The sequence below is a fragment of the Enterococcus quebecensis genome (assembly GCF_001730365.1).
GTDB lineage: Bacteria > Bacillota > Bacilli > Lactobacillales > Enterococcaceae > Enterococcus_L > Enterococcus_L quebecensis.
Window position 1 is genome coordinate 323,382 of record NZ_MIKB01000001.1, and the last position, 23,008, is coordinate 346,389.

Below are 23,008 nucleotides of genomic sequence, written 5' to 3' on the forward strand. Positions count from 1 at the left end.
ATAGTCTGATAACAAAAAAATCTGTCATACGAATCTAGGCATTCGTGACAGATTAAGTTTTTTATTGATTGAAACTTCTATATATAAACGAATTAAGCTCTAAACCACCTTTTGTGATCACCACCCAAAATAAAACCAACAGTCCATAACCTATCCAACGATAAACTTTATTTTCAGATGACAATAAAGGGAACTTTCTTTGATAATCTAAAAAATTAGTAAATAAGATAACCGGCAAAATGAAAATAAAAAGACTCTCCACAAGTTCTCTGATTCGCAAACTTCCTGTCGGTTGGTAAACTATGCTTCCAATGATCTGCCCAAATGAAATGACATACCAAAACAGAGCAATTACACGCTTCCACATTGTAGCTGTTCGAAATCCTGGAACATACTTTCTAAAAAAAGTACTAACACCTTTCAACAAATGACTGCTTGTAAAAATAAACTGCCTCACATATTTATTTTTAAGCCATATATTTGTCCTCGACCAGTTTGCTCTATAAATTCTTATTGGCCTTTTTTTGGAAACAGTATTTTTTTTTGCTTGCTTGACAGCTAATAATTTTCGCGAAAGTTGTTGTCTAAGTACTAAATGCATTTCTAAAGCTGTTTGATAACGTTCTCTCGGTTCTAGTTTTGTTGCTTTTCGAATAATTCCCTTTAATGTAGAATCTTCTGTGAGACGTTTTTTGGGATACTCTTTTACCGAGCATATATTCATCACAACCCCCAGTGAATACAGATCACTCCGCTCATCTGACTCGGCAAAGCCAAACTGTTCTGGCGCAGCAAATCCCATTGTTCCTAGCTGAACTGTATCACTTTCTTTCTCCCCGTCAACAGTTCGAACTGCATCAAAGTCGATCAACTTTATATTCCCCTCATTGGTCAGTATAATATTTCCGGGTTTGACATCTCGATGAACTAACCCTTTATTATGCAAAGCACCCAATGCCTCTAAGACAGCCATCGCTAGAGTTAAAATTTGTTCTGTTTCTAAAATGCCAGATGATTGAATAACTTCATTCAATGTTCTTCCCTGAACAAATTCTTCATACAGCCATAGTTTTCCATCTTGAACAATCAGCTCTTCGATTTTAGGTAGATGGGCATGTTTGATTTTTTGAAGTGTAACTAAATGCTCTTCTAGATATAATGGATAGCATTTTCTTACCAATAATTCTTCGGTGGAATGTTTCCGAACAAGCATCGGTCCATTTCTTTTATCTGTCAAAGGTTTGATTTCTTTATAAAAAAGAATCGTCTCCCTATTGCTATTTTCCATGATTACACTCCATTGCTTTATTTTATTTTTCAATTATAGCAAAGAAAGTGTTGTAATAGAATCGATCTTTGTTAAAATCGATGTATAATGAACACAACGTTATTTAATCGAAATGTAGGGGATAAGTAAAATGAATGAGAAAGATACAGATAAACTGATGCATTCACTCAAAAAAGCCGAAGATTTTCAAACAATCTTTTCCGAAACACGTCAATATACTGTTGATCAAACACTGAAAAACTATTTAGCTCACTGGTTAAATAATAAACAACTTTCAAAAAGTACCGTGTTAAAAAAAGCAGGTATCACAGAAGCAACCGGCTACCAGTACTTTGATGGTAAACGAAATCCTTCTAGAGAAAAAGTCATCGCTTTAACTATTGGTTTAGCATTAACCTTGGAAGAGACCAACGAACTGTTGAAAAAAACAGGTTATGCTCAACTCTACCCAAAACATCCTTGGGATGCTGTAGTGATTTATGGTATTTCCCATTGTTTATCGATTCCAGAAATCGATGATTATTTGTATAATGAAGGTCTTAAAACCTTTGGTGAATGACTGATGTTTACCACAAAAAAAAGTGTGGGACAAAACTAAAAATCAGTTTTGTTTCACACTCTAAAGCCTAATAAACGGTGGACAAAAGCCAGGTTCTTCGGCAATTTCGCAAAAATCGAGCAATACAAGAAGCGTATTGTTCGATTTTTACTCCAATTGCTCGAACCTAATCGACTTTTGTCTCAACCTCTTTTGTATATCATTTTTTTGACTTCTTCTTTCCAAGAATTGTAACCACAAAGGACACTACCGGTAAAACATAACAAAATACTGCATAAGGTAAGTAATTTACCGTTGCAACTCCTAAAGTTCCTGAAATAAAGACCCCACTTACTCCCCAAGGAATCAGAGGATTCACAACTGAGCCTGCATCATTCAATCCTCTAGACAACAACGTCAAAGGAACCTTTTTTTCTTTAAATTTATTGATAAAGGATTTTCCAGGTAGAATAATTGATAAGTACTGCTCACCGATCAGTATATTAATACCAATCGAACTCATCATTGTAATCACAATCAGTTTTTGGCGAGAATTAATCGCTGATTCAAACCGATCGAGTAAACAGTCAATGATCTCCATTTTTACCAATAATCCACCTAATGCTAAGGCTAAAATAATCAACGATACCGACCACATCATACTTTGAATCCCACCTCTGGAAAGCAGTTCATCCACTTGGTTATTTCCAGTTTGGGACACAAATCCATTTTGAATCATGTCAGCGGTCTCCACAAATGAAAAATGTGGATTTGTCATGAACATCAAAAGAACGGATATACCAATGCTCAGTAATAATGTAGGTATCGCAGGAATCTTCTTCCATGCACAAATAAAAAGAATAGCCAAAGGAATAATGGGAACAATAGAAATTGTAAAATGAGCATTCAATGTATTTACGATTTCATGAATACTTGTACTATTTAACGCTCCGTCATAATGTAATCCCATTATTAAAAAATAACCAAAGGAGAGAACAGCTGCCGGAAATGATGTTTTATATGTATTTTTTAAATGAGTAAACAAATCGACTTCTGAAATTGCAGCAGCTAAATTGACTGTATCTGAAAGTGGAGAGATTGAATTGCCTAAAAAAGCACCGGAAACAATTGCTCCAGTCGTTAATGCTGAATCAACACCTATTAAGCTCCCCATTCCTAAAAAAGCAATGCCGATCGTTGAAATCGTGGTGAACGAACTCCCCACAGCTCCTCCGACAATACCAGATATCAAAAAAACAGTCGGAATAAAATATTTCACAGATAAGAAAGAAAATCCCAAAACCATAATCGTCGGAATCGTTCCACCAGCAATCCATACACTGATCAAAGCACCGATCAAAATAAAAATCAATATTGGAATAATGCCAGAAGAAATTCCTTCTATCAGCGCATCATGAATAAAATCCCAAGAAAATTTTTTATAAACAGCAAATAAGAGCAAATAACCAATAGCAATTAAAATGGCAACATGAGCTGGTATACCTATACCAATAATACTAATACCGATCATTAACAATAATGTTATTAATAGAAAGACTGCCTCGTTAAAATTCACTTGATATTTTTTCATAGATCGTTCCTCACATTTTTATAGAGATCGCTTTTCTGGCTGTATCTCAATTATTTAAAAATAGCGACTAAAAGGATAGAACAGAAGTGTTATTTACAAAGAGATTGCTTCTCTTTTCACCATTTAGTCGCAATTAAGATATGAGACAAAAGTGAGTTTTACTTTTGTCTCATCCCTCTTCGCACTCTTCATTGCTAAACGTATCCTGACTAAAAGACACATTTATATTGTTATCTATTCAGCGTAAATTGCTTCTAATTTTTCTTGAATTGCTTGTTTGATTTTTTCTGCATATTCATCGAAAACTTCTTTGTCATTCATATATGGTGACATTGCTGCTGCACGTAGGATTGTTACTTTATCTGCACGTTCCCATTCAGCACGAGAGAACCCTAAGCTGTTTACAAATTCAAATGGGCTGTGACCATATTCTTCGATAGCAAAATCAGTATGTGATGTGATGAATTCATTGTTATACAATCCGCCTTTTGCATAAGAAGCGTAGTCGTAGAAATCATGGTTCAATTTGTTCATTTTCACAAGATCTGTATTGCCTTTTTCATTAAACACATAGTCCACCATATTAAAATCAGGTTTTGTTAATGCATGAATTTCAATGGTCTTATCACCAACTTGGAATTCTAATCCGTCGATGAAATGATAGAAGTGATAGGCTCCTTCGATACTTGCCCCCATCAATTTACCGTAACCTGTTACGTTTAGTGGTAATACTTTATGCGCCGTCCAGACAGCAGCTGCTGTAGCACCTGCTTTTGATCCTTCAAGAATATAAGCACCAAGTAAGGCTGGAATGTCTGCACCTTTTTCAAATACATAAGTTGCAAAGTAAGAAATTACGTCACGCATGCGAATATCTTTGATTACGACACCACCGGCAGAATATGGAATATAGCCCATCTTATGTGGATCGATCGTTACAGATTCTGCTTCTTCGATTGCTTTGAATGAGTTATAGACTTCTCTTGTCAACCAATCATTTTTTTCTTGGAAGATGTTATGTTTCGCATAAACTTCTTCAATTTTATCCCACTCGATAAATTGATCATTTTCATCTAAGAAAATTGAACGGCCGTAACCACCATAAGCAGCATCCACATGTACATAGAAGTAAATACCTTCTTTTGCTAATTTGTTGCGTAAAGCAATGATTTGATCAATACGGTCAACTTGACCTTCTTCTGTGGAACCAACTACGCCAACCACACCTAATGTTGGAATTCCTTGTGCAGCTAAATCACGGATTTGCGCTTCTAATTTGTCAATATCCATACGGTATTCACTGTTTACTTCACCAGCAATTACTTGATCTAAACCGATACCGATAATATCTGCGGCTTTTAACCATGAATAATGTTTTGTTTGAGGAACAATCCATTTTCCTAGTTTATCTAAGTTTTTACCGCTGCGAGCTGAATGAGCTTTGATTTCATCCATTTTATCTTGTACTTTGTCTAAAATATCTAGAATTTCTGTTGTAGACATATTTAGTAATTCCCATTCTGATTTACCAGAAACCATTTCTGGTACAACTGCTTGAATGGCAAATGGCAATGATTTCATGTTACGGGCATACCATAACCCTTCTAAGTTGGCGATCGAACCATCTGCTGCGATATGTCCCCAACCATCTTGATACCCCATCAAAGTAGCAAATTCTAATCCTACTTCTTCTTCCATTTGTGAGGTTGCTGGTGATGACTCATAAGCTACGTTATTACCGTTCCAAAGCATTGCAGTTGTATAGGCAATAATTGAAGGCATCAATGTTTCAGCATTCATATGCCCCCAGAAACGTCCAGCTGAATGCCATGGCAATGATTCTGTACGTAAACGTGAAGATAAAACATTGAACACACTTCTCATGTTGTCAGCTGTTTCTTGGAAACTTTTAGAACTTCTATCCTGTGGTGTAATAACAGGTAAATCTTGCGGCATATAGTTTTGTCTCCAGCCAACATGTTCATCGACCATTTTATTTAAAAGCTCTTTGAATAAATCAACGTTTTCGCCTTTGTCACCTATAAATAATGCTTTTAAGTTTGTATCGTCAGTGTTGAAATTTTTCATGATATTTTCCTCCAATAATTTCATAATTAATCATGCTGAAAAGTTTAGTTTTAATCGTTCTTTCTTATTTATCTGTTTTCTTCCATTCTGGTTTCTTTCTCTTATAAATGAACAATGCAATACCGATCATAATAACAGTTGCCGCCACTTGGAAAATAATATAAGCTATATGTCCACTTTGAGGAACTGAAGTTGGTGGAATCAAGCTGACTAGAATCGTAACAACCACACTCACGATCGCTAGAACTGAAACAAACCACATCAAACCATTGCCTTTGCTGCCTAATCTAAATGGACGTTTGGCATCAGGCATTGTGTAACGTAATTTAATTGCTGAAAGTGAAATCAATAGATACACGATGCAATAAAGAATAGTTGTTGTAATTGTGATAATTAAAAATGCTGCACTAATATCTGGAACAACCACATACAAGAATGAAACAAGTGAAATAACGATTGCTTGGATCATAACAAATGTAATCGGAATTCCTTTGCTATTACGTTTTTGGAAGAACGGTGGTAAATTCCCTTCTTCGGCCACTTTAATCATTGATTTACTTGGACCTAAAACCCAAGCACTCAACTGAACCAACACACCAACTAAAATCATTAAAGAAACAATATTATTGAAAATTGCCGGAATGCCAAGATCTTGTGTCATAATGACAAATGGTTGAGTAATATTAGCTAGTTCCATTTTTCCAGCTGGTACACTGTCAGCTACACTTAAACCTGCCACTAAGTTGAAAACAACCAATAGTAAAACAGAAGCAATCACCGCAATTGGATAGTTGCGTTTTGGATTATCAATATTGTTTGCATGGACAGATGAAATTTCAACTCCAGCAAAAATGAAGATAATACCTGTTAATGTTGGTAAACTTCCTAAATCACTAAAATCAGGTAATAATTTACTCGCTTCAAAATGACCTAAATAACTATCTTGGTTGATTCCATGTTTCGCCATATACATCATTCCTAAAACAACTAAAGCGACAAAAGGAATGTAAACACCTATAACAGCTCCCCAATCACCAGCTATTTTTACCATGTCAAATTTCAAATTAAGTAAGGTTATTGCCCAATATGAAATCAATATCATAATAAAAATAAATAAGTTATTGTGTCCTAAATCCGGACGATCAATCACATAACCTAGTAATACACCTACAGTTGAAGCAACCATAACCATTCCAAAAAACATTTGTACCCATAATAACCATGAAGTAACAAAACCCCATTTTTCACCAAACGCATTTCGTACCCAAACTTGGGGACCACCTTCTTCTGGCCAACCAGTCGATAGCTCAGCTGAAATTAAGGCAATTGGTAAAGCAAAACAACAAGCTGCAATCACCATATAAAAAATTTGTGCCCATCCTGTTGATGCTAATGTTGGAACACTACGAACCGTTCCAAAAAAGGCCATTGTAATTCCAATTAATCCAAATAATGATAATTTCTTATTCATACTTCTTTTTGACCTCCTGATTATATTTATTTTTTGTTTCCCACATGTGAAATCACATTCAAAGTATAGGTACCTTTCATGTCCAAGTCAAAAAGAGCAGAATTAAAAAAAAAGCTCGGTATTTAACATTTTTATACTCTATATAGCGTGTCAACGCGTCACTGTACTAAAGTGTTTAGGTATAAAAAAAGAGTTAAAACAGCTGTTTTGTAAAAGGTGTGTTTTCAATTGTTAGAAATCATTTTGAGTCCTTCTATCTTTCAAATAACCTAGATTAAAATGAAGGATGCTTAAATGAGAAATACTTCATTTAAAAATAATAAAAAGAAAAAAGAAGAATTTGACAAGTTCCTCTATTTGTCGTAGAATGACTACAAAATAACATATCAAACGTTAATAAAGCGAAGTAGCAAAGATGTCCCTATTTCAGAGAGCCAACGTTAAGTGTGAGTTGGCATATACATTTTTTGTGAATTACACTTTTAGTTTCTCACCGTAAGTGGGCGTCTATCTACGATACAGATTTGAGAGGTATATGATCATTCATATACAATTTGGGTGGTAACACGGAGAAGTTCGTCCCATAGGCTAACAGCCTATGGGGCGTTTTTATTTTCTTAAAAGAAAGGAAGAAGAAACATGACAAACATTATTGATGAATTAGAATGGCGTGGCGCCATCAATCAACAAACAGATAGCGAAGGTTTACGCGAATATGTTGAAACCGAGAGCATTTCATTATATTGCGGTGTCGATCCAACAGGAGACAGTATGCATATCGGACACTTAATTCCTTTTATGATGTTAAAAAGATTTCAAGCATTTGGACACCATCCGTTTATTTTAATCGGTGGAGCAACAGGAACAATCGGTGATCCTAGTGGGCGCACAACAGAACGTCAACTACAAACAATGGAAACAGTCCAACATAATGTTGATTCTTTAACAAGACAAATGGAAAAATTATTTGCAGTTGATACAGATAATACATTAACTTTAGTGAATAACTACGACTGGACGCATAATCTTACTCTTTTAGATTTCTTAAGAGATTACGGAAAATTCTTTAATATAAATACTATGCTTGCCAAAGATATCGTAGCAAGCCGTTTAGAAACAGGGATTTCATTTACAGAATTTACTTACCAAATTTTACAATCTATGGACTTTTTACACTTATTCCAAAATAATAACGTTCGTATGCAAATTGGCGGAGCAGATCAATGGGGGAATATCACCGCAGGTCTAGATTTGATTCGTAAAAAAGAAGGCGCAGATGCAAAAGCATTTGGTTTAACGATTCCGTTGATGCTAAAAGCAGATGGAACGAAATTTGGGAAAACAGCTGGCGGTGCCGTTTGGTTAGATCCAGAAAAAACAACGCCATACGAATTCTACCAATTCTGGGTAAACCAAGATGACCGTGATGTAATCAAATACTTAAAATTCTTTACTTTCTTAACAAAAGAAGAAATTGATGCTTTAGAAGTCAAAGTACAAACAGAACCACACTTACGCGAAGCTCAACGAGTATTAGCGGCAGAAATGACGAAATTCGTTCATAGTGAAGCAGATCTAAATGATGCTTTAGCTATTTCAGAAGCTTTATTTTCAGGAAATGTAAAAAACCTTACTGCTAAACAAATTGAAGAAGGCTTTAAAAATATGCCTACCGTTGAAACAGGGACGCTTGATCAAAATCTTGTAGATTGGCTGATTGAATTAGGTATTGAACCTTCTAAAAGACAAGCTAGAGAAGATATTTCAAATGGTGCGATTTCAATCAATGGTGATCGTATTAAGGAATTGGACTTTGTAGTTACTGCAGAGGATAGTTTTGATGGAAAATTCATTATTGTGAGAAAAGGTAAAAAACAATACACTTTAGTGAAGTTACTTTCTAAGTAAGAATAGTCTTCTTAAAATAAACACATTAAAAATTATTAACACAAATGAAAAAGTTTCGCCCCTATTATTGAATTGGGGCGAAACTTTTTCATTTACTTTTATTTCTTATTATTAAGGCGTTTGCTCTACTTGCCATAGAATCGTTGCCCTATAGCCTCCTGGCTGTAAAACTTCTCCAGACGGTACTTCTAATATCAAGCCTGATTCATTTTTATCCCACTCATTACTTACATTGTATTGTCCTTTAGTATCATGTGTTCTTTCTGCTACTGATTGTGAGACATTTTCTGACAGAACTACTGTTTCTGAATCACTAATTTTATATCGGATCGCAGATGGAAGAATTTTACTTGGATCTTCTTGGCTAGTTAATGGTTTTTTCAGAGTCGCCGTTAGATTCCAAGCACTAGTACTTTTACGATTGTCCCAAACAATCAATGGTTTGTCATATTTCGCTTTTTCGACTTTTATAAATGGAATTCCTAAAGTCTTACGCCCAAAATTCAAGAATTTAGGGGAAGATTGTACGAACAACATTCCTTTAAATTGATATTGAACAGTACTTTCTTCACTTGTGACTGGGATTTTGGTCTCATTTTCTGGTTTTTTCACTAGTTGATAGTTTTTGTCCAGAATAGATTGAAAGACTTGTTGCACTTCTTTTTCTTCCGTTAAATCGATCGTTGTTCCAATAATTTTATCAAAAGTAATAGGATCATGTAATGCCTCTCCGATTTCATCCACAAAGGTAACATTCACTTTTTGATTGCTTTGAATAACGATAGTAATCGTTTTTCTCAGTATCACGGAACCTTTTATCGCTTTTAACGTTGCTTTATAGTTCCCTTGTACAGGATTCGAAGTTAATGTGGTTGATTCCACAGAAAGATCTACTCCTTTACTTGAACCTGCAGCAACATCCCAGGCGACAGCCTCAGATTTTTCAAGAATCAATTGATTGATTTCACTTGTTGTCAAATTTTGGAAAGGATCAGGTCTACTTTTAAAGTTATTTGCAGCTATATAAAGCCCAGTAGAAGGCACTGTGCCATCTATTACTTGAACTGGAATTTTGATCAATACACTTTTGTCTTGTTCATTTTTATCCGTCATACGCACCATCACGCTTTTTAAACCCGTCGTTGACGTATCTGGCATCTCTCCTTCGTACTCATACGAAGCAGTATGTCCCGGTAGTATAACAACATCTTCAAGAACATCTGAAGCTTTTTTATTGAACGTAGCACCTTTTTTAACTATTTGCGGAACAGCTTTTGCTCCAAGATTGTAAACATTAAGTTTTAAAACATAATCTTGTGACGGCAAACCTTCATATGCTCCTTTTGACTCAGTAATCGCTATGACTGGGAGATCATACTCTCTGATTGTTCCTAATTCTTCATTAAGCTTTTCTGGGAGTTTATTCCTTGATATTGATAATATACCTTTGAATTCTTTTTGTTGATTAGAGGTAAATGGCATTGTACCTTCTTCACCATTTGGATAAGTTACATAGATAGTCCCCTGAACAGACTCCGTAACAATCTTACTTAATTTAATATTCGTCTTGGCATCATCCATATAATCGTTATAAACATTAAAAACCTCTGGATCAGCTTTTAGTTGCATATATGGAATCTCTTCTCCTGCAAAAACCTCATAACCTGTTTTAAAGGCTTTGTCTGGGGCAATACTTTTCCATGATGCACCTAATTGATAGGCCGAATCAACACCCGACGCAAGAACGGTTCCTTCAGCGTAATTTTTCTTCTCAAATCCCAAAGCAGCAAATGAGTTAGTGAAATAATTCCTTCCATTTTGAACACCAATCAAGTTATAATTTCCGACCATATATTTTCTATATTCTGATAACCAATTTCCTCGAGAATCTTTTAACTTAATGCTAAATTTGTTCTCTTGTTTAGGTTGCATATAAAATCCGCTGTTATTTCCCAAAGAATAAATCGTCACATAATCATCATAATAATTTGTGTCTACACTTTCTAACATTGAAAAACTCTTCGTTTGATTAGAAACATTATACATATCCAATTTGACTGAAAAATTCAAATTTCGATGTAAAGATAGATTGTATACAAAAATAATCTGATTTTTTTCATCTATTAAAATTTCTTTTAACTTTTTTTCTTTTCGCAGAAAGTATTTAGATGAGAAATTTGAAATAATATCATTCCGACCAATTCCATTGATTCTATCCCAAGCCCCTCCATACAAAACACCATTATTCACACCTGGAATATCTGTTACGTTTCCCGAGTGAACATATCCTCTGTCCCCCTTGTCTTTGACAATAAATCCTAATTCACTTTTCAAGTCGTTTGTAGAAAGTCCTCTACTTGGAAAACCGATCTTAGATTGATTTAGCGGATTAGTAATAAATCCGTCATTAGAATTTAAGCGAACGTCTTGCCACCCTGACATGCTTTCATTTTCAAATATTTGATCAGGAAGTACTGACGTGTCAAGCGTATAGTTTAGTACTTGATTACCTAAAGTAGCTGCAAGCGTCACTTTTTTCAGGCCCCTGCTGGAATTAATGATTGTTGTTTTAGTAACTCTTGTCTCTAACATTTTTCCTGAGGTTACTTCCCACGCTTTTGCTTCTATTTTTTGTGTTAGTAATTGAATAATTTGTCCATTTGTTTTTCCCTTAACTTCACTTACATTTAAAAACCGTAAACTATTAAAACTCATCCCTACTTTTGAATTTAAAATAACCGTTTGATTATCTGCCGTTTTATCATCTGAGATCACTGTAATGGGTATTGGGATCACTGTTGATATAATTTGGTTCCTCTTATCAGTCATTTTAATATATCCCCAATTAAACCCTAATTTACTGGTATCAAAAGTATCAAATGGTTCAGTGGGATCTCCAGCCTGATTTTTGACCCATTCATAAGTAGAACTAGTGGCATCATTGTCGCTAAAAGATTGATATTTCGAAAAAATATTCCCAGCATTTGTTCCCATTGCTAACTCTTTGTTCAGTCCAACTTTAAAATAATACGGAGATTTCAACTCTGCACCAAAAACAATAACAGTCCGTGTGGTAGTCGCTGATGCCCCATCCAAATTTACTTCGATAGTTGCTCTGTATTCCCCGACTGAATTATTAGCCGCTGTTGTTTCAGTAAATGATACAGAAAGTTCTTCACCTGTGCTCATATCCCAAGCACTTGAATCAGACTTTGATTGAATCAGTGTAAGTAGTTCACTTGTGTTTTTCCCTTTGGTTTCATCAGGATAAAGCACTACTTCAGTATTTGATTTAATCATCACTTTATTTGTTAAAAGGGAGGTGGTATCTTTATTAGTCACATTAATTGGTACTTTAAGCGTCGTTGTGACACTTTCATTCTTTTTATCTGTCATTTTTACATAGGCCCAATGAAATCCCGCAGTACTAGTATCAAATTGTTCCAATACTTTACCATTTTCATTGACAAACTGGTAATTGGCATCCGTCGCATCTGCATAATATAATGCTTGAAACTTCGTAAATAAATTGGTTGGGTTCGTTCCTAACGATAGTATAGCGTTTTGAGCAACAGCAACGAAACTCTGCGGATCAGCCCCAAATACAATCACATCTTTTTGAACAGAAGCTTTTTGCAACTCACCACCAGATTCTAGCGAAACTTCAAAATCAGCCTTGTACGCACCTACAGAAGTTCCTGAAATCGTTGTTTTAATGACGTTTACCGGAACTTCTGTACCATCTTCGGTAGTCCAAGCTCGCGCATTTGATTTCATTTTTACTAATTGTTGTATTTGCTCTTGTGTTTTGTTCGCTGTTTCTGCTGGATACAAAATAATTTTTCCACTAATATTATCCGTTTGAAGCGCCACTTGATTATCTAACAATAAAGAGGTGTCACTATCCTTAACGGTCACTGGTATCGGTACTCGGATACTGGTTAGGTTGTATCTTTCAGTAATTTCTACATAAATCGTTTGAAACCCTATTCGCTCAGCACTTGTTTTAGCAGGTGAACCATCTGCATTTACATAGGCATATAAAGCACCCTGTTCCGGGTGGGGTATAATCCGCTCAGAAAAGAGTTTGGTAAGATCAGCTTCATTGTTGAGATCTGGAAATTTTTCATTTTGTTTCATGGTCAATATTTTAGGTATAGCTTTTAAGCCTTCAGCGTTTTCAACAGGTTCTAACACCTTAACCAACTGTTTATTTTTCTCTACTACTTTTCCACTTTTTTCTATACTCACTTCAGAATCTTTGTCCTTCAGCTGTTTAAATTGCTGTTTTACTTTAATCTCAGGTTTTGCCAATATTGGATTAACTATAGTAAATAAAGTCAGTATAAAAAAAACGCTAAGTATACTTCCCCCAATACAATAACGAATTATTGTATTTTTAATGAAGCTTTTTTTCTTTTTTTTGCGATTCACTTTCTTCTCCTTTCTTTTTTATTTTTAATCACTTAACAAGTTCTCGCTTTTCCAACCACCCCCTTTACATCGCTACCACTTTAGCTGAATCTAGCCATTGTTTAGGATAATCATTCACTGAGTAGAGGTACTACACAAGATGAGACTAATTTTTAGTGATGTTTTAATTTCAGGTATTTAAGATTAGCTACGTTCTTTTACGAGTAGTTCCTTGGCTTTTTATCACTTTAAAACTTAAACCGAAAACAACAAAGCTAACAAAAAAGATTACGATCAATAACTGAAATACCCACTTACTATTCGCTTTGTTTTCTAACTGTTTATTAAGACTCTTGGCTTCCAATGTATTAACCTCAAAATCTTCTGTCCATGACCACTTCCCACCACTTTTTGAAGAAATCTGGATCTGAGCTGAATACCTTCCTGCAGCTAACCCCTTATCGGTTAAATCAACAGGAAAATCAATCATCGAGTTCGGTGCCATTCGCATCTCTTTTTTTTCGTATTCAAATAACACTTTTTGTTTATTGGCTTTCCTTACTAAAATATCAATATCCATCCCTTCCAGATATACAGGTTGAATATTTGAAATATTGACAAAGAAATGACTTTTTCTATCCTTAAAGGCTATGTATGTTTTATTTAGTTTTAACTCCGGTTTTATGTTGCTAGTATCACCGACTCTTAATAACATCCCAATTAAAAAAGCAAATTCGTTAACCACAACATCTTTTTTCCCTTGAACATTTTCTGAGTTATCCACTGCCAGCTGCATTTGGATACCTCCTGCTATCAAGCTATCAGCAGTTGACTCGGGTAAAGAAATCAGCAAGTCAACTTGCTTACTACTTGTGGCAGGAATCACCACTTTTTCGGGACCATTGACGATGGTTGTGAAGTCAGTTGTCAAAGAGGCATCTTTTGGTAATTGATTGGCTCCATATTCTACTTTACCAATATTATTGGTTTTTGCAGCGTTTAAGCGTATTTCAACTGTTAGCTCTTTTGCTATTGAATTGTAGAGTTTTAGGAAAACTTTTTGTCTTTGTCCTGGTTTCATCGTAAGATCAAAGTAACCTAGGTTCTTGTTCGTCTGATTCTCAGGATATAAAACCTCATAAGATAAGCCACCAATCAAATTTGTTTCATCTTGTTTAGCAAAAGTTTTATTGGGATTACAGAACAGCATAAAACAAAAGAATAGCAGTGCTAAATATGCACACGTTTTTTTTACCTTCACCCGTCTATTCCTCCTTCTCTTTATAAAAACAACTTCTTGACTCCGTATCATATAGACAATTCTGTGAACAATTTATAACAATAACTGTCAACCAACCTACTCACTTATTTAGTATCAACACACTACCAAACTATTTCTTAGTATGTGTTGTCAAGACTCCAGTTAACACTAGCTTTAAATGCTTTACCAGAAACACCTTTACCTGTAGTAACAGTTAATTTAGTATCCGTTAACTTTGTAGCGAAACCACCTTTAACAGCATCTGCTTTTGTTTTTGAAATGATATTTGTCGCAGTTGTGTTTCCAGCTTCTAACGTTACACTTTTGTTAACAGCGATGTTATTAGGATCAGCTAGTGCTCCTAGATTGCCTGCAACCGGATTTGGTAAAAAATCATTTGTACCTGGATCAACTTCACCAATATTGTAAGATTGCGCATCACCTAAAGTAAACGTTAGTTTTGATGGCAATTCTGTAGCCGAGCTATCTTTAGAAACTAATTTAGAGAGTGTTGCTGTCATTTTCCAAGCAGATGTTGTAACAACTTTTGTCCCTTCTCCACCTTCACCGCTTGTTTCAGTTCCTTGTCTGTCATCATTCACGACAACATACTGATCCCCGACTACCTTATTGCTGTATGTAGCAATATTCGCTGTTGCTGATTGACGTCCAAAATCAAATTTAGATGGTGTCCAGACCATTGCTAAGTTATCTTTAAACGGTCCAGGCCCAGGTTTTACAGGACCATCAGTATCAAAACGAATCCCCAAATCTGTTTGCTCAGTTCCTACTTCTTCTGCATTCGCAGGTTTTGCAAAAATCAGTAATGCCGATGAAGCAAGTAATGTTGTAAATAGTATTTTTTTCAAAATTTAATCCCCTTTCTTATTTAGCGTAAATAAAATCGGCGACAGTTACTGTTATAAATTGTTCACAGAATAAAACACTTCTCATATAATTATCCAATTAGCTTGATTTGATCTTTTAATAAGACAAATAAATAAATAATCAAAGATAAGCTTGCAATAGATACTATTAACAGACTGAAATTAATCGCTAAATCAAGTCTTTTTTTTCTTAGTTTTCTTACTAAAAAAACATCCCTTGAAAGTGTTACTAGAAAAAACAACAGCGAACTAGAGGTAATTCCTCCTAATATATATACCCACAAATAATCGATCTTATTCTCCTCCTATATAGTTATGTTGTACACTTTACGTAAACTGATAACACCTACAAATACAATCAAGCAGCCAATACCTACTAACAATAGGAGAAATGATGTCATCATCTGTCCCAAATGAGGAAGAGCACCACTCGTATTTGGATAAGCTATTGATTTTGTTTCATATATAGGTGGTTTGTTTTTTTCTGGTTCAACAAACTGATCAAAGGAAATCCCTGTCTCAGTCCTTTCTTTTTCAGCTAAAGCATAAGTTGTTGAACTAACACTAGCGAAACATACATAGATCAGAAGAATTAACGACCAAAGAAAGTACTGGTTTTTCATCCTTATTCACCATCTTTTCTACTGATTTTTTTTCGTTTGGGTGTCCCTTGTTTTTTTCTTTTGGCTATTCTAATCTTCTTCCATTGTTTTTCCCAGTTCTTTCGTCTAAAAAGAATCGTTAGCATAATTAAACCATTCACCGCAATCAAGAAAATTGTTGTTCCTTTGATCCAATCAGGGGTAATAATTTTAAAGACACTTTCTTCATTCATCTTTTTAGCCTGTTCGTTAGTAATTATAAATTCTTTACTTAACTGCCATTCCTGATAGTCATTGGATGCATCTAATTTTAAGTTATAGGTTCCTGAAGGTAATGCTGCAATTCCCCAATCCATTTCAAAATCAAAAACACTATTGGGAGCCATGCTATAATTTTCTACCGACTTCCTTTTAACAACTTCCGCTGTATCTTTTTTCGTCATAGTTGCCACGATGCTTACATTTTCCAGCACCTTTGGTTCAGGATTTTGCAACTTAGCTAAAACCATTTTCTTCCCACGTTTGATTGATGCTTTCACAGAGTTTAAATTCAATATTTGAGCATTATTAAATTCATCCCCTGACTCTGCCGTAATTACTCCAACACGATAAGAAAATTCTGTAGAGACACCGCTTTTCTCTTTTTGTTCTTGATCTAAAGCAAATATGATTGCTCCCATTTTTACCCCATCATACATTTCTTTTGGCGGGGTTAATTGAATTTCCACTGTCTTTTCTTCATAGTTACCTATCGTTAGGTCTGGTGTTTGAACTTGAATCATCGAAGTGATCGGATCTTTTAACGTTGCATCATAGTAAGTTTTATCATCACTATATTCAATTGTTCCACCGTCTCCTGTAATTGCATTTGTTCCATAAATTTTTATGTGCACAGGGTCTTTTTTAGTACTTTTGATTCTTACTTCTAATGTCTGTGCTTCTCCTGGAGTTGTTTTTACATAAAAATAGCTTTTGTTGGGATCTATCTGAGTATTTGATTGAACTAATGTCACCGTATACCCTAAATTATTCTCATCATCTCTAGCCATCACTCGATCTACAAAAAAAAATATCGAAATGAGGCACAAGAGTGAGGCATAAATAACACTAATCTTTTTCATGGACAACGTTTCTCCTAACTACTAAATATTTATTCTTATTTCATCGATTGCACGACAAATTCCACATGCCATTGATTTTTCCCATCATATTTCACGTGATTCACTAAGCGATAACCTTTCTTTTCAAAATAATCGTTCCAATGAGCCATAAATTCTTTAGCATACTTTTCAGCATCTTCTTTAGTTTGAAAGTGAGCCTCTATTTTGACCTGTTCATTATCTTCATAAAACTCATCCTTATCCTCATATAAATAAGTTGTAATGACATATATAATATAAACAATAGTCAATGAAGCGATGAACAGTACTAAAAACAGCGGCCAAATGATCGTTCTCATCAAAGCTATTCCGTTAACTATGATACCCAATAAAAAAGCAATCATTGATCCGTTCATTTCTTTTTTCTTGATGTCTCCTCGTTTATTTTGGATGTAAAACATCAAAACCAGAAGTACATTCAATGTCATCAATACAAACCCAATCAACAAGTACTTCAGGATATCCTGTAAATAGTAATTCATTAAAAATAATAACTGAATAATAAACTTGTCTTTTTTATCAATATAAAATACCGCATGCTCATAAAATTTTGAAAAGAACATAAAGTTGATGCCCCATCCACTTAAGAGTAAGCCTTCCCAAATATAATACCTTCTATATTTTTGATAATAATTCTTTTTATCTCTCACACATTCAGCCATCCATTTCTTTGTATAATCTCTTAGATTTTTTCACATACTTACTTAAACTTCTCGGTATAAAAACAGCTCATAGCACCCAACGTCTCATGTATTTTCCTTAATACACGATTATCGTGAATTTTCTTCTCTATATTTAATAAGTGATAACTTAACCTTTTATCCGTTTATTCCTAATATGAAAAATAAAGTTTATTACTCTGTATTTTCCCCTTGATTTCTTCGATTAATTACCGTAGATGACTTCATTAATCTCACGATAAATCGCAATGTTAACCATATTTTCATATAATAGCTCAATAATTTTGAATTCTTTTCTTGTTAGTGGTATTCTTTTTTTACGAATAACTAAACATAATTTTATTGCATCTAAAAAGTACTCAACAGACTCTCTTTTCGTCCTCATGCTTTTCAATAAATAGTTCTTATAATTAATTGATCGCATTTTCTATGACTATTCTTAAGGTCTCGACTCCTTGGTCATATAGGACAATTTCTGTAACTGACTTTTTACTCATTTGAGGAAAAAGTTTCATCTATTTTGATTCTATTTTTTCCATAAACAATCCAAACAAACTAAGGAATAGTTGTCTTACATATCAATTATTGGAATACCTTGTCATAATACAAGATTTCTCCACGTTGATACTTAAACCATCCAATAGGCCTATTTGTTTTTTTGTAATTTCAATTAATGAGTAACAGTGTTCATTAAGAGTTTTTTTAGCAATAAACGTATGTTGTCATTCTATTCAGAATCATTTCTAAATATGTAATGGAACAATTTTACTTTTCATATGGCTCCCTCCTATATCAATTGTTTTCTCATTTATTTTCTCGTTTTATTAACAAACCAGAAAAAGCTCTCCAAACCTAGCTAAATAAACAATTCATGATAGGTTTGACGGATAACTTGACGGCTTGCTCTACACTCAATTTCTAACGAGAATCCGCTACGATTCGTCTACATGAATAAGCGAACCATAAAAAAACTTTTTAACGATCGTTAAATGAAAATAACGAAAAAGACTATCACTTCCAAACTATATGATTTTTGGAAAGTGGATAGTCTAACTAATTAATTGAATTGCTTTTCTTTTTTCAGTCATAAAAGCACTGATATAAATATCCAGTGTCATTTTGGTAGAATGATGACCTAAGAGCGCACTAATTGTTGCTATGTTCACCCCTTTTTCCAAGCACCTAGTCGCAAAGCTATGTCTAAGTTGATGAAAGCGAATCGCTGTAACATCCAAACTCTGACATATTTTTTTTAGCCAATTCGTTATAAGACGGGGCTCTGCGGGCTTATCATCTCCTAAAACAAAAGGCCCCCTACTTTGTTGTTTTCCTTTAGTCAAAAGTTGGATCAGTTTGTTAGACAGGGGGATGGTTCGTTTAGACGCCACGCTTTTTGGTGTACCCTCAATAATTTTCGTTTTCACATTTCTCTCATTTACCACTTGAATTCGTTGAATCGTCCGTTGAACGGTAAGGATATTCGTTGAAAAATCAATATCTTCCCACTTTAGTCCAGCTATTTCCCCAATCCTCATTCCAGTTTCTAGAGCCAATAAAACTGCTAATCCTTTGGGGTGAGAAGCCGCTTTTTCCTTTAGTATTTTTTGTTGTTCTGATGTAATTGCCTTTATATTATTCGGTGTTTTCTTAGGTAAAACAACATTTTTACAAGGATTGTCTGTAATCAATTCTCTTTTCACAGCAGCGGTGTAACAAGACATCAATACTTGAAAGATGATCCTTACAGAGTTTGGGGACAAATGCTTTTCTAAGTCTTTAACCCATTCATTTAAATTGTTCGTTGTGATTGCTTTCAGTGGCATCTTCCCCAAAAAAGGAAGGATATGTGTTGCCATTTTATTTGTATAACTCGCACATGTACTAGGCTTTAAGTGTCCTTGTATTTCAGTTAACCAACAAGTAGCCCACTCAGTAAGGGTTCCTTGATAAACAATCGTTTTAAATGTATAGTTATGTGCGTGCAAAGCTTTCATTGTTAATAGTTTTTCTTTAAGAGGCATATACTTTTTATTATATATGTATCCATATATCGCACCCCCATCTTCCTTCCTACCTTTTATATATCGCCCTTCCCAACGACCATCTTTTCTTTTATAAATATTTTCTCCTTTTCTAACCATAAATCTCTCTCCTTTCTCTCTATTTTGACGGCAATTTGACGGCAAATGAATTATTCAACAAATCACCTATTTTAAACAAATAAAAAACAAATTATAACCAAATAAATACAAACAAAATTATAATGCGATGTTGACAAACACCCAAAAACATTATATTATCGAACAATAAACGTTTATCTCACATTTATTTCACAATTTTCTCATTTGTTAATATAACAAGAAATCAGATTAAAATAAAGAGGAAAAAAATTTCGAAGTAAATAATTCAATTCCTAGACCTTCTATCGTCTATTTCTTTCACTTCTTATATTTTCTTTAACAGTCGTAGTCTCCTCCTCTAAAAACTATCTCCAATGACAACTATATGCATTTAGGCAATTCATAAACAATAAAATTCAAGTGTCAAAAACATTTTTTATTTATCCTTTTTATGAAAAAAGTAGAATACAAAAAACTATTTAAAAAAAGTTTTTTCGCCCTTCCTCCTCATAGCATTTTTCGTTAATTCCGTGCTAGAAATGATTGATTTATGTCGCTTCATTCATTTGGTCATAAACTATCAACAGATGATTCGAGATTGATCTTCCGATCTTTTTAAATTTATTCTTGCAAACACTAAAAGCGATTTAAGATTTTTTATCAGATCATTCCTAATACAAAAAATATTTCCTTATCCAGTAACATCTAAGACGATATATTCCGTTGCTCTTTTTCTTTAATCACTTTTTAAAAATAGATTTTTTTACACTTTCTTTATTCAATATACTGGACAAAATACAAAATAGTTTTATAATGGAAAATGCTTGTAGTTATCCTTACTATTGAAATAACGATTCAATAGTCGCTTTGTAAATTATTATTTCGTAAAAAACAAAATTTTCTTGTGACAAAAAGCACAACTAAATCAAAGTTGATAGTTGATGTTCGATGATTGATACAAGGTGAACCAAAGGAAAGTTGCTTCCATTTACTGTAGCGATGCAGAATGCTTTTACTTATACAATAAGGAGGAACTTATGAAAATCGAAAAAATACAAGACGGCCATGGCGATGAATTTTTCCGCTCTTTATTAGCTTTAGAAACACTAGAAGATTGTTATAACTATTTTGATGACTTAATGACTTTAAAAGAACTAGAATCGTTAATTCAACGCTTTGAAGTTGCTAAACTATTATTATTAAACAAAACATACAGTGATATTTCCGAAGCCACAGGCAGCAGTACAACGACTATCTCTAGAGTTAAAAGAATACTTGATGAAGGAAACGATGGGCTATTAGAAATGGTTCATAGAATCGATGAACAAAACGAAGAAGAACTCCATCATTAAACTATTTATAGAATCGAAAAAAACGTTAAAAATTAATTTTTAACGTTTTTTATCTTCTAACTTTAAAACTAAATAAAAAAAACATCCGTTAATAGAATTAAATTTTCGACTGAATTCTATCATAACGGATGATTTTTATTATTTAGCTATCGGTTGAATCGTTTGCATAATCCATTTATCATTTTTTTCTTTATACTCTGCTTCCACTTTTTGCGGAAATTTTGATCCTTCAGGTGTTTTAATCGTAAATGTAGTAGTCACTTTTCTTTGCCCATCAGAACTATTTTTGATTTCTTCTGTCTTCATATCTATAAGCTCATTTACAGGTTGTGCAGCAGGCTTACTTATCTGCGGAATTGGAGGACACATAGAATCTACTAGTTTTGTATCCATCCTTTTTTTTAAGCTTACCCGCTTTTCTTCATTCGATATATCAGGAGAGTAGTAAAAAATATCATAGACAAGGGTTTCGTTGTACTTTTTGAATTCTTCTATCGCATCTTTCTTTTTATCCGCTGCAGAAGAAGAATATTGCAAAAAGCTAATTCCTAACATTATTAAAATAATACTCGATATAAGAAAATATTTTTTCTTCATACCTTACCTCTTTTCTTTTGTTTAAACCCATTGTCCTTAAACGTAATTATAATGGCTCATGAGCCATTTATCTTTATTTTTTGTATATACCGCTTTGAGTTTAGTAGGTCGATTTGGTAACTTATTTATACTCATATTAAAAGAAACAACAATTTCAATTTTATTTTTTTGAAAATTCGAATGAATTGTTTTCATATCATCAATAATAATTTTCGGAGGTTCTTTACTTACTTGAACAATCGGGCAAACCTGATCTAAGACCGAGTCAGTCATTTTTGTTGCAAGATAAGATTCTCTCTCCTTGTACTCATCATAGGTTCGAAAAGAAACCATTTCTGTAATCAATTGCTCGTTATTTCTCAAAAAAGACTGTTCTCTCTTCATCGTAATAAAATAAACACAAGCCGCAGAAATCCAAACAACAACATTCAATAGAATAAGATTTCGAGTAATTTTTCTCATAAAAATTCTACCTCTCCAACATGCCGTTTATTTAATTCTCTCTAAATAATTTTTAAAACTAGACTCATTTAAAGCACCCAATGACTTTCCTTGTATTACGCCATCAGCATCAATAAAAACAGTCATTGGTAATGCATTAAGCCCATATTTCATCATACTGTCACCCGTTTCATCAATATAAAGTGGCATAGTAAGTTTTTCATTGGTCATAAATTCTTGTGCTTTTTGCTTTGTTTCTCGATAACCATCTGTTTGATTAATCAACAAGTATTGTACATTAGTATCTGAATCAAAGGCTTTTTGAAACATTGGCATTTCTTGTCTACAAGGTGGACACCAACTCGCCCAAAAATTAAGAACAATGGGTTTCCCTTTAAATTCAGAAAGCTTCAATTCTTTTCCTTCAGCGTCTTGAAAGGAAATATTAAAGGCATCCTCAGTAATTTTATTGATAGGCATATCCTGTGAATCTGGTTCAACACTCATATTAATGTCAGTATTCGACTTTAATTTTGTATACATGAAAAAACTAGCGCTTAGCAATGCAATTAAACTAAGAAGCAAAAAAATAGATTTCTTTTTCAACTTGG

At 34.0% G+C, this 23,008-nt stretch carries 18 protein-coding genes and 1 other annotated feature; of the genes, 3 read left to right on the forward strand and 15 right to left on the reverse strand.

What is annotated here, in order from left to right; genetic code table 11:
• Positions 1-61: 61 nt before the first annotated feature.
• Positions 62-1,288 (reverse strand): serine/threonine protein kinase, encoded by a 1,227-nt coding sequence (locus tag BCR23_RS01460; protein WP_069633721.1) that lies wholly within the window; start codon positions 1,286-1,288, stop codon positions 62-64.
• Between the two features lie 130 nt (positions 1,289-1,418).
• On the opposite strand from BCR23_RS01460, the gene BCR23_RS01465 reads away from it, so the two are divergent.
• Complete coding sequence (locus BCR23_RS01465) at positions 1,419-1,847, forward strand: helix-turn-helix domain-containing protein (RefSeq protein ID WP_069633722.1); 429 nt, start codon at positions 1,419-1,421, stop codon at positions 1,845-1,847.
• A gap of 199 nt (positions 1,848-2,046) precedes the next feature.
• On the opposite strand, the gene nhaC is transcribed toward BCR23_RS01465, so the two are convergent.
• From nhaC to tyrP, 3 genes are all read right to left on the reverse strand, one after another.
• The gene (nhaC, locus tag BCR23_RS01470; RefSeq protein WP_069633723.1) at positions 2,047-3,417 is read right to left on the reverse strand and encodes a Na+/H+ antiporter NhaC; all 1,371 of its coding nucleotides are present in this window, start codon (positions 3,415-3,417) and stop codon (positions 2,047-2,049) included.
• Between the two features lie 234 nt (positions 3,418-3,651).
• Positions 3,652-5,505 (reverse strand): tyrosine decarboxylase, encoded by a 1,854-nt coding sequence (gene tdc / locus BCR23_RS01475; RefSeq protein ID WP_069633724.1) that lies wholly within the window; start codon positions 5,503-5,505, stop codon positions 3,652-3,654.
• A gap of 64 nt (positions 5,506-5,569) precedes the next feature.
• Positions 5,570-6,976: a tyrosine-tyramine antiporter gene (tyrP, locus tag BCR23_RS01480; RefSeq protein ID WP_069633725.1), complete on the reverse strand. Its 1,407-nt coding sequence runs from the start codon at positions 6,974-6,976 to the stop codon at positions 5,570-5,572.
• Positions 6,977-7,360: 384 nt separating this feature from the next.
• Positions 7,361-7,563: a binding site (T-box leader), on the forward strand.
• 52 nt (positions 7,564-7,615) lie between these two features.
• On the opposite strand from tyrP, the gene tyrS reads away from it, so the two are divergent.
• A complete protein-coding gene (gene tyrS, locus BCR23_RS01485) occupies positions 7,616-8,884 on the forward strand; it encodes a tyrosine--tRNA ligase (protein WP_069633726.1) in 1,269 nt (422 codons plus the stop codon).
• 111 nt (positions 8,885-8,995) lie between these two features.
• Here the strand turns inward: tyrS and BCR23_RS01490 are convergent, their stop codons facing one another.
• From BCR23_RS01490 to BCR23_RS01530, 8 genes are all read right to left on the reverse strand, one after another.
• Positions 8,996-13,318: a MucBP domain-containing protein gene (locus BCR23_RS01490; RefSeq protein ID WP_069633727.1), complete on the reverse strand. Its 4,323-nt coding sequence runs from the start codon at positions 13,316-13,318 to the stop codon at positions 8,996-8,998.
• Positions 13,319-13,505: 187 nt separating this feature from the next.
• The gene (locus tag BCR23_RS01495; RefSeq protein ID WP_420809719.1) at positions 13,506-14,558 is read right to left on the reverse strand and encodes a WxLIP family cell surface protein; all 1,053 of its coding nucleotides are present in this window, start codon (positions 14,556-14,558) and stop codon (positions 13,506-13,508) included.
• 137 nt (positions 14,559-14,695) lie between these two features.
• Positions 14,696-15,427, reverse strand: a complete 732-nt coding sequence (locus BCR23_RS01500) for a hypothetical protein (RefSeq protein WP_069633729.1) — start codon at positions 15,425-15,427, stop codon at positions 14,696-14,698.
• Positions 15,428-15,516: 89 nt separating this feature from the next.
• Complete coding sequence (locus BCR23_RS14880) at positions 15,517-15,738, reverse strand: hypothetical protein (protein ID WP_069633730.1); 222 nt, start codon at positions 15,736-15,738, stop codon at positions 15,517-15,519.
• Positions 15,739-15,750: 12 nt separating this feature from the next.
• On the reverse strand, positions 15,751-16,068 hold the full coding sequence (locus BCR23_RS01510) for a hypothetical protein (RefSeq protein WP_069633731.1): 318 nt from the start codon (positions 16,066-16,068) through the stop codon (positions 15,751-15,753).
• Positions 16,069-16,070: 2 nt separating this feature from the next.
• Entirely contained in the window at positions 16,071-17,168 is a 1,098-nt protein-coding gene (locus tag BCR23_RS01515) for a WxLIP family cell surface protein (protein ID WP_069633732.1), read from the reverse strand.
• Positions 17,169-17,203: 35 nt separating this feature from the next.
• The gene (locus BCR23_RS01520) at positions 17,204-17,857 is read right to left on the reverse strand and encodes a hypothetical protein (RefSeq protein ID WP_069633733.1); all 654 of its coding nucleotides are present in this window, start codon (positions 17,855-17,857) and stop codon (positions 17,204-17,206) included.
• A 1,079-nt stretch (positions 17,858-18,936) separates the two neighbouring features.
• A complete protein-coding gene (locus tag BCR23_RS01530) occupies positions 18,937-20,028 on the reverse strand; it encodes a tyrosine-type recombinase/integrase (RefSeq protein WP_069633735.1) in 1,092 nt (363 codons plus the stop codon).
• Positions 20,029-21,044: 1,016 nt separating this feature from the next.
• Between BCR23_RS01530 and BCR23_RS01535 the strand changes: the two genes are divergently transcribed.
• A complete protein-coding gene (locus BCR23_RS01535) occupies positions 21,045-21,359 on the forward strand; it encodes a YerC/YecD family TrpR-related protein (protein ID WP_069633736.1) in 315 nt (104 codons plus the stop codon).
• Between the two features lie 138 nt (positions 21,360-21,497).
• Here BCR23_RS01535 and BCR23_RS01540 read toward each other — a convergent pair whose 3' ends face one another.
• From BCR23_RS01540 to BCR23_RS01550, 3 genes are read right to left on the reverse strand one after another with little or no spacing between them, the layout of a single operon-like run.
• Positions 21,498-21,956 (reverse strand): hypothetical protein, encoded by a 459-nt coding sequence (locus BCR23_RS01540; protein ID WP_069633737.1) that lies wholly within the window; start codon positions 21,954-21,956, stop codon positions 21,498-21,500.
• 36 nt (positions 21,957-21,992) lie between these two features.
• Positions 21,993-22,418, reverse strand: a complete 426-nt coding sequence (locus tag BCR23_RS01545; RefSeq protein ID WP_069633738.1) for a hypothetical protein — start codon at positions 22,416-22,418, stop codon at positions 21,993-21,995.
• A 27-nt stretch (positions 22,419-22,445) separates the two neighbouring features.
• The gene (locus BCR23_RS01550; RefSeq protein ID WP_069633739.1) at positions 22,446-23,003 is read right to left on the reverse strand and encodes a TlpA family protein disulfide reductase; all 558 of its coding nucleotides are present in this window, start codon (positions 23,001-23,003) and stop codon (positions 22,446-22,448) included.
• Between the last annotated feature and the right edge of the window lie 5 nt (positions 23,004-23,008).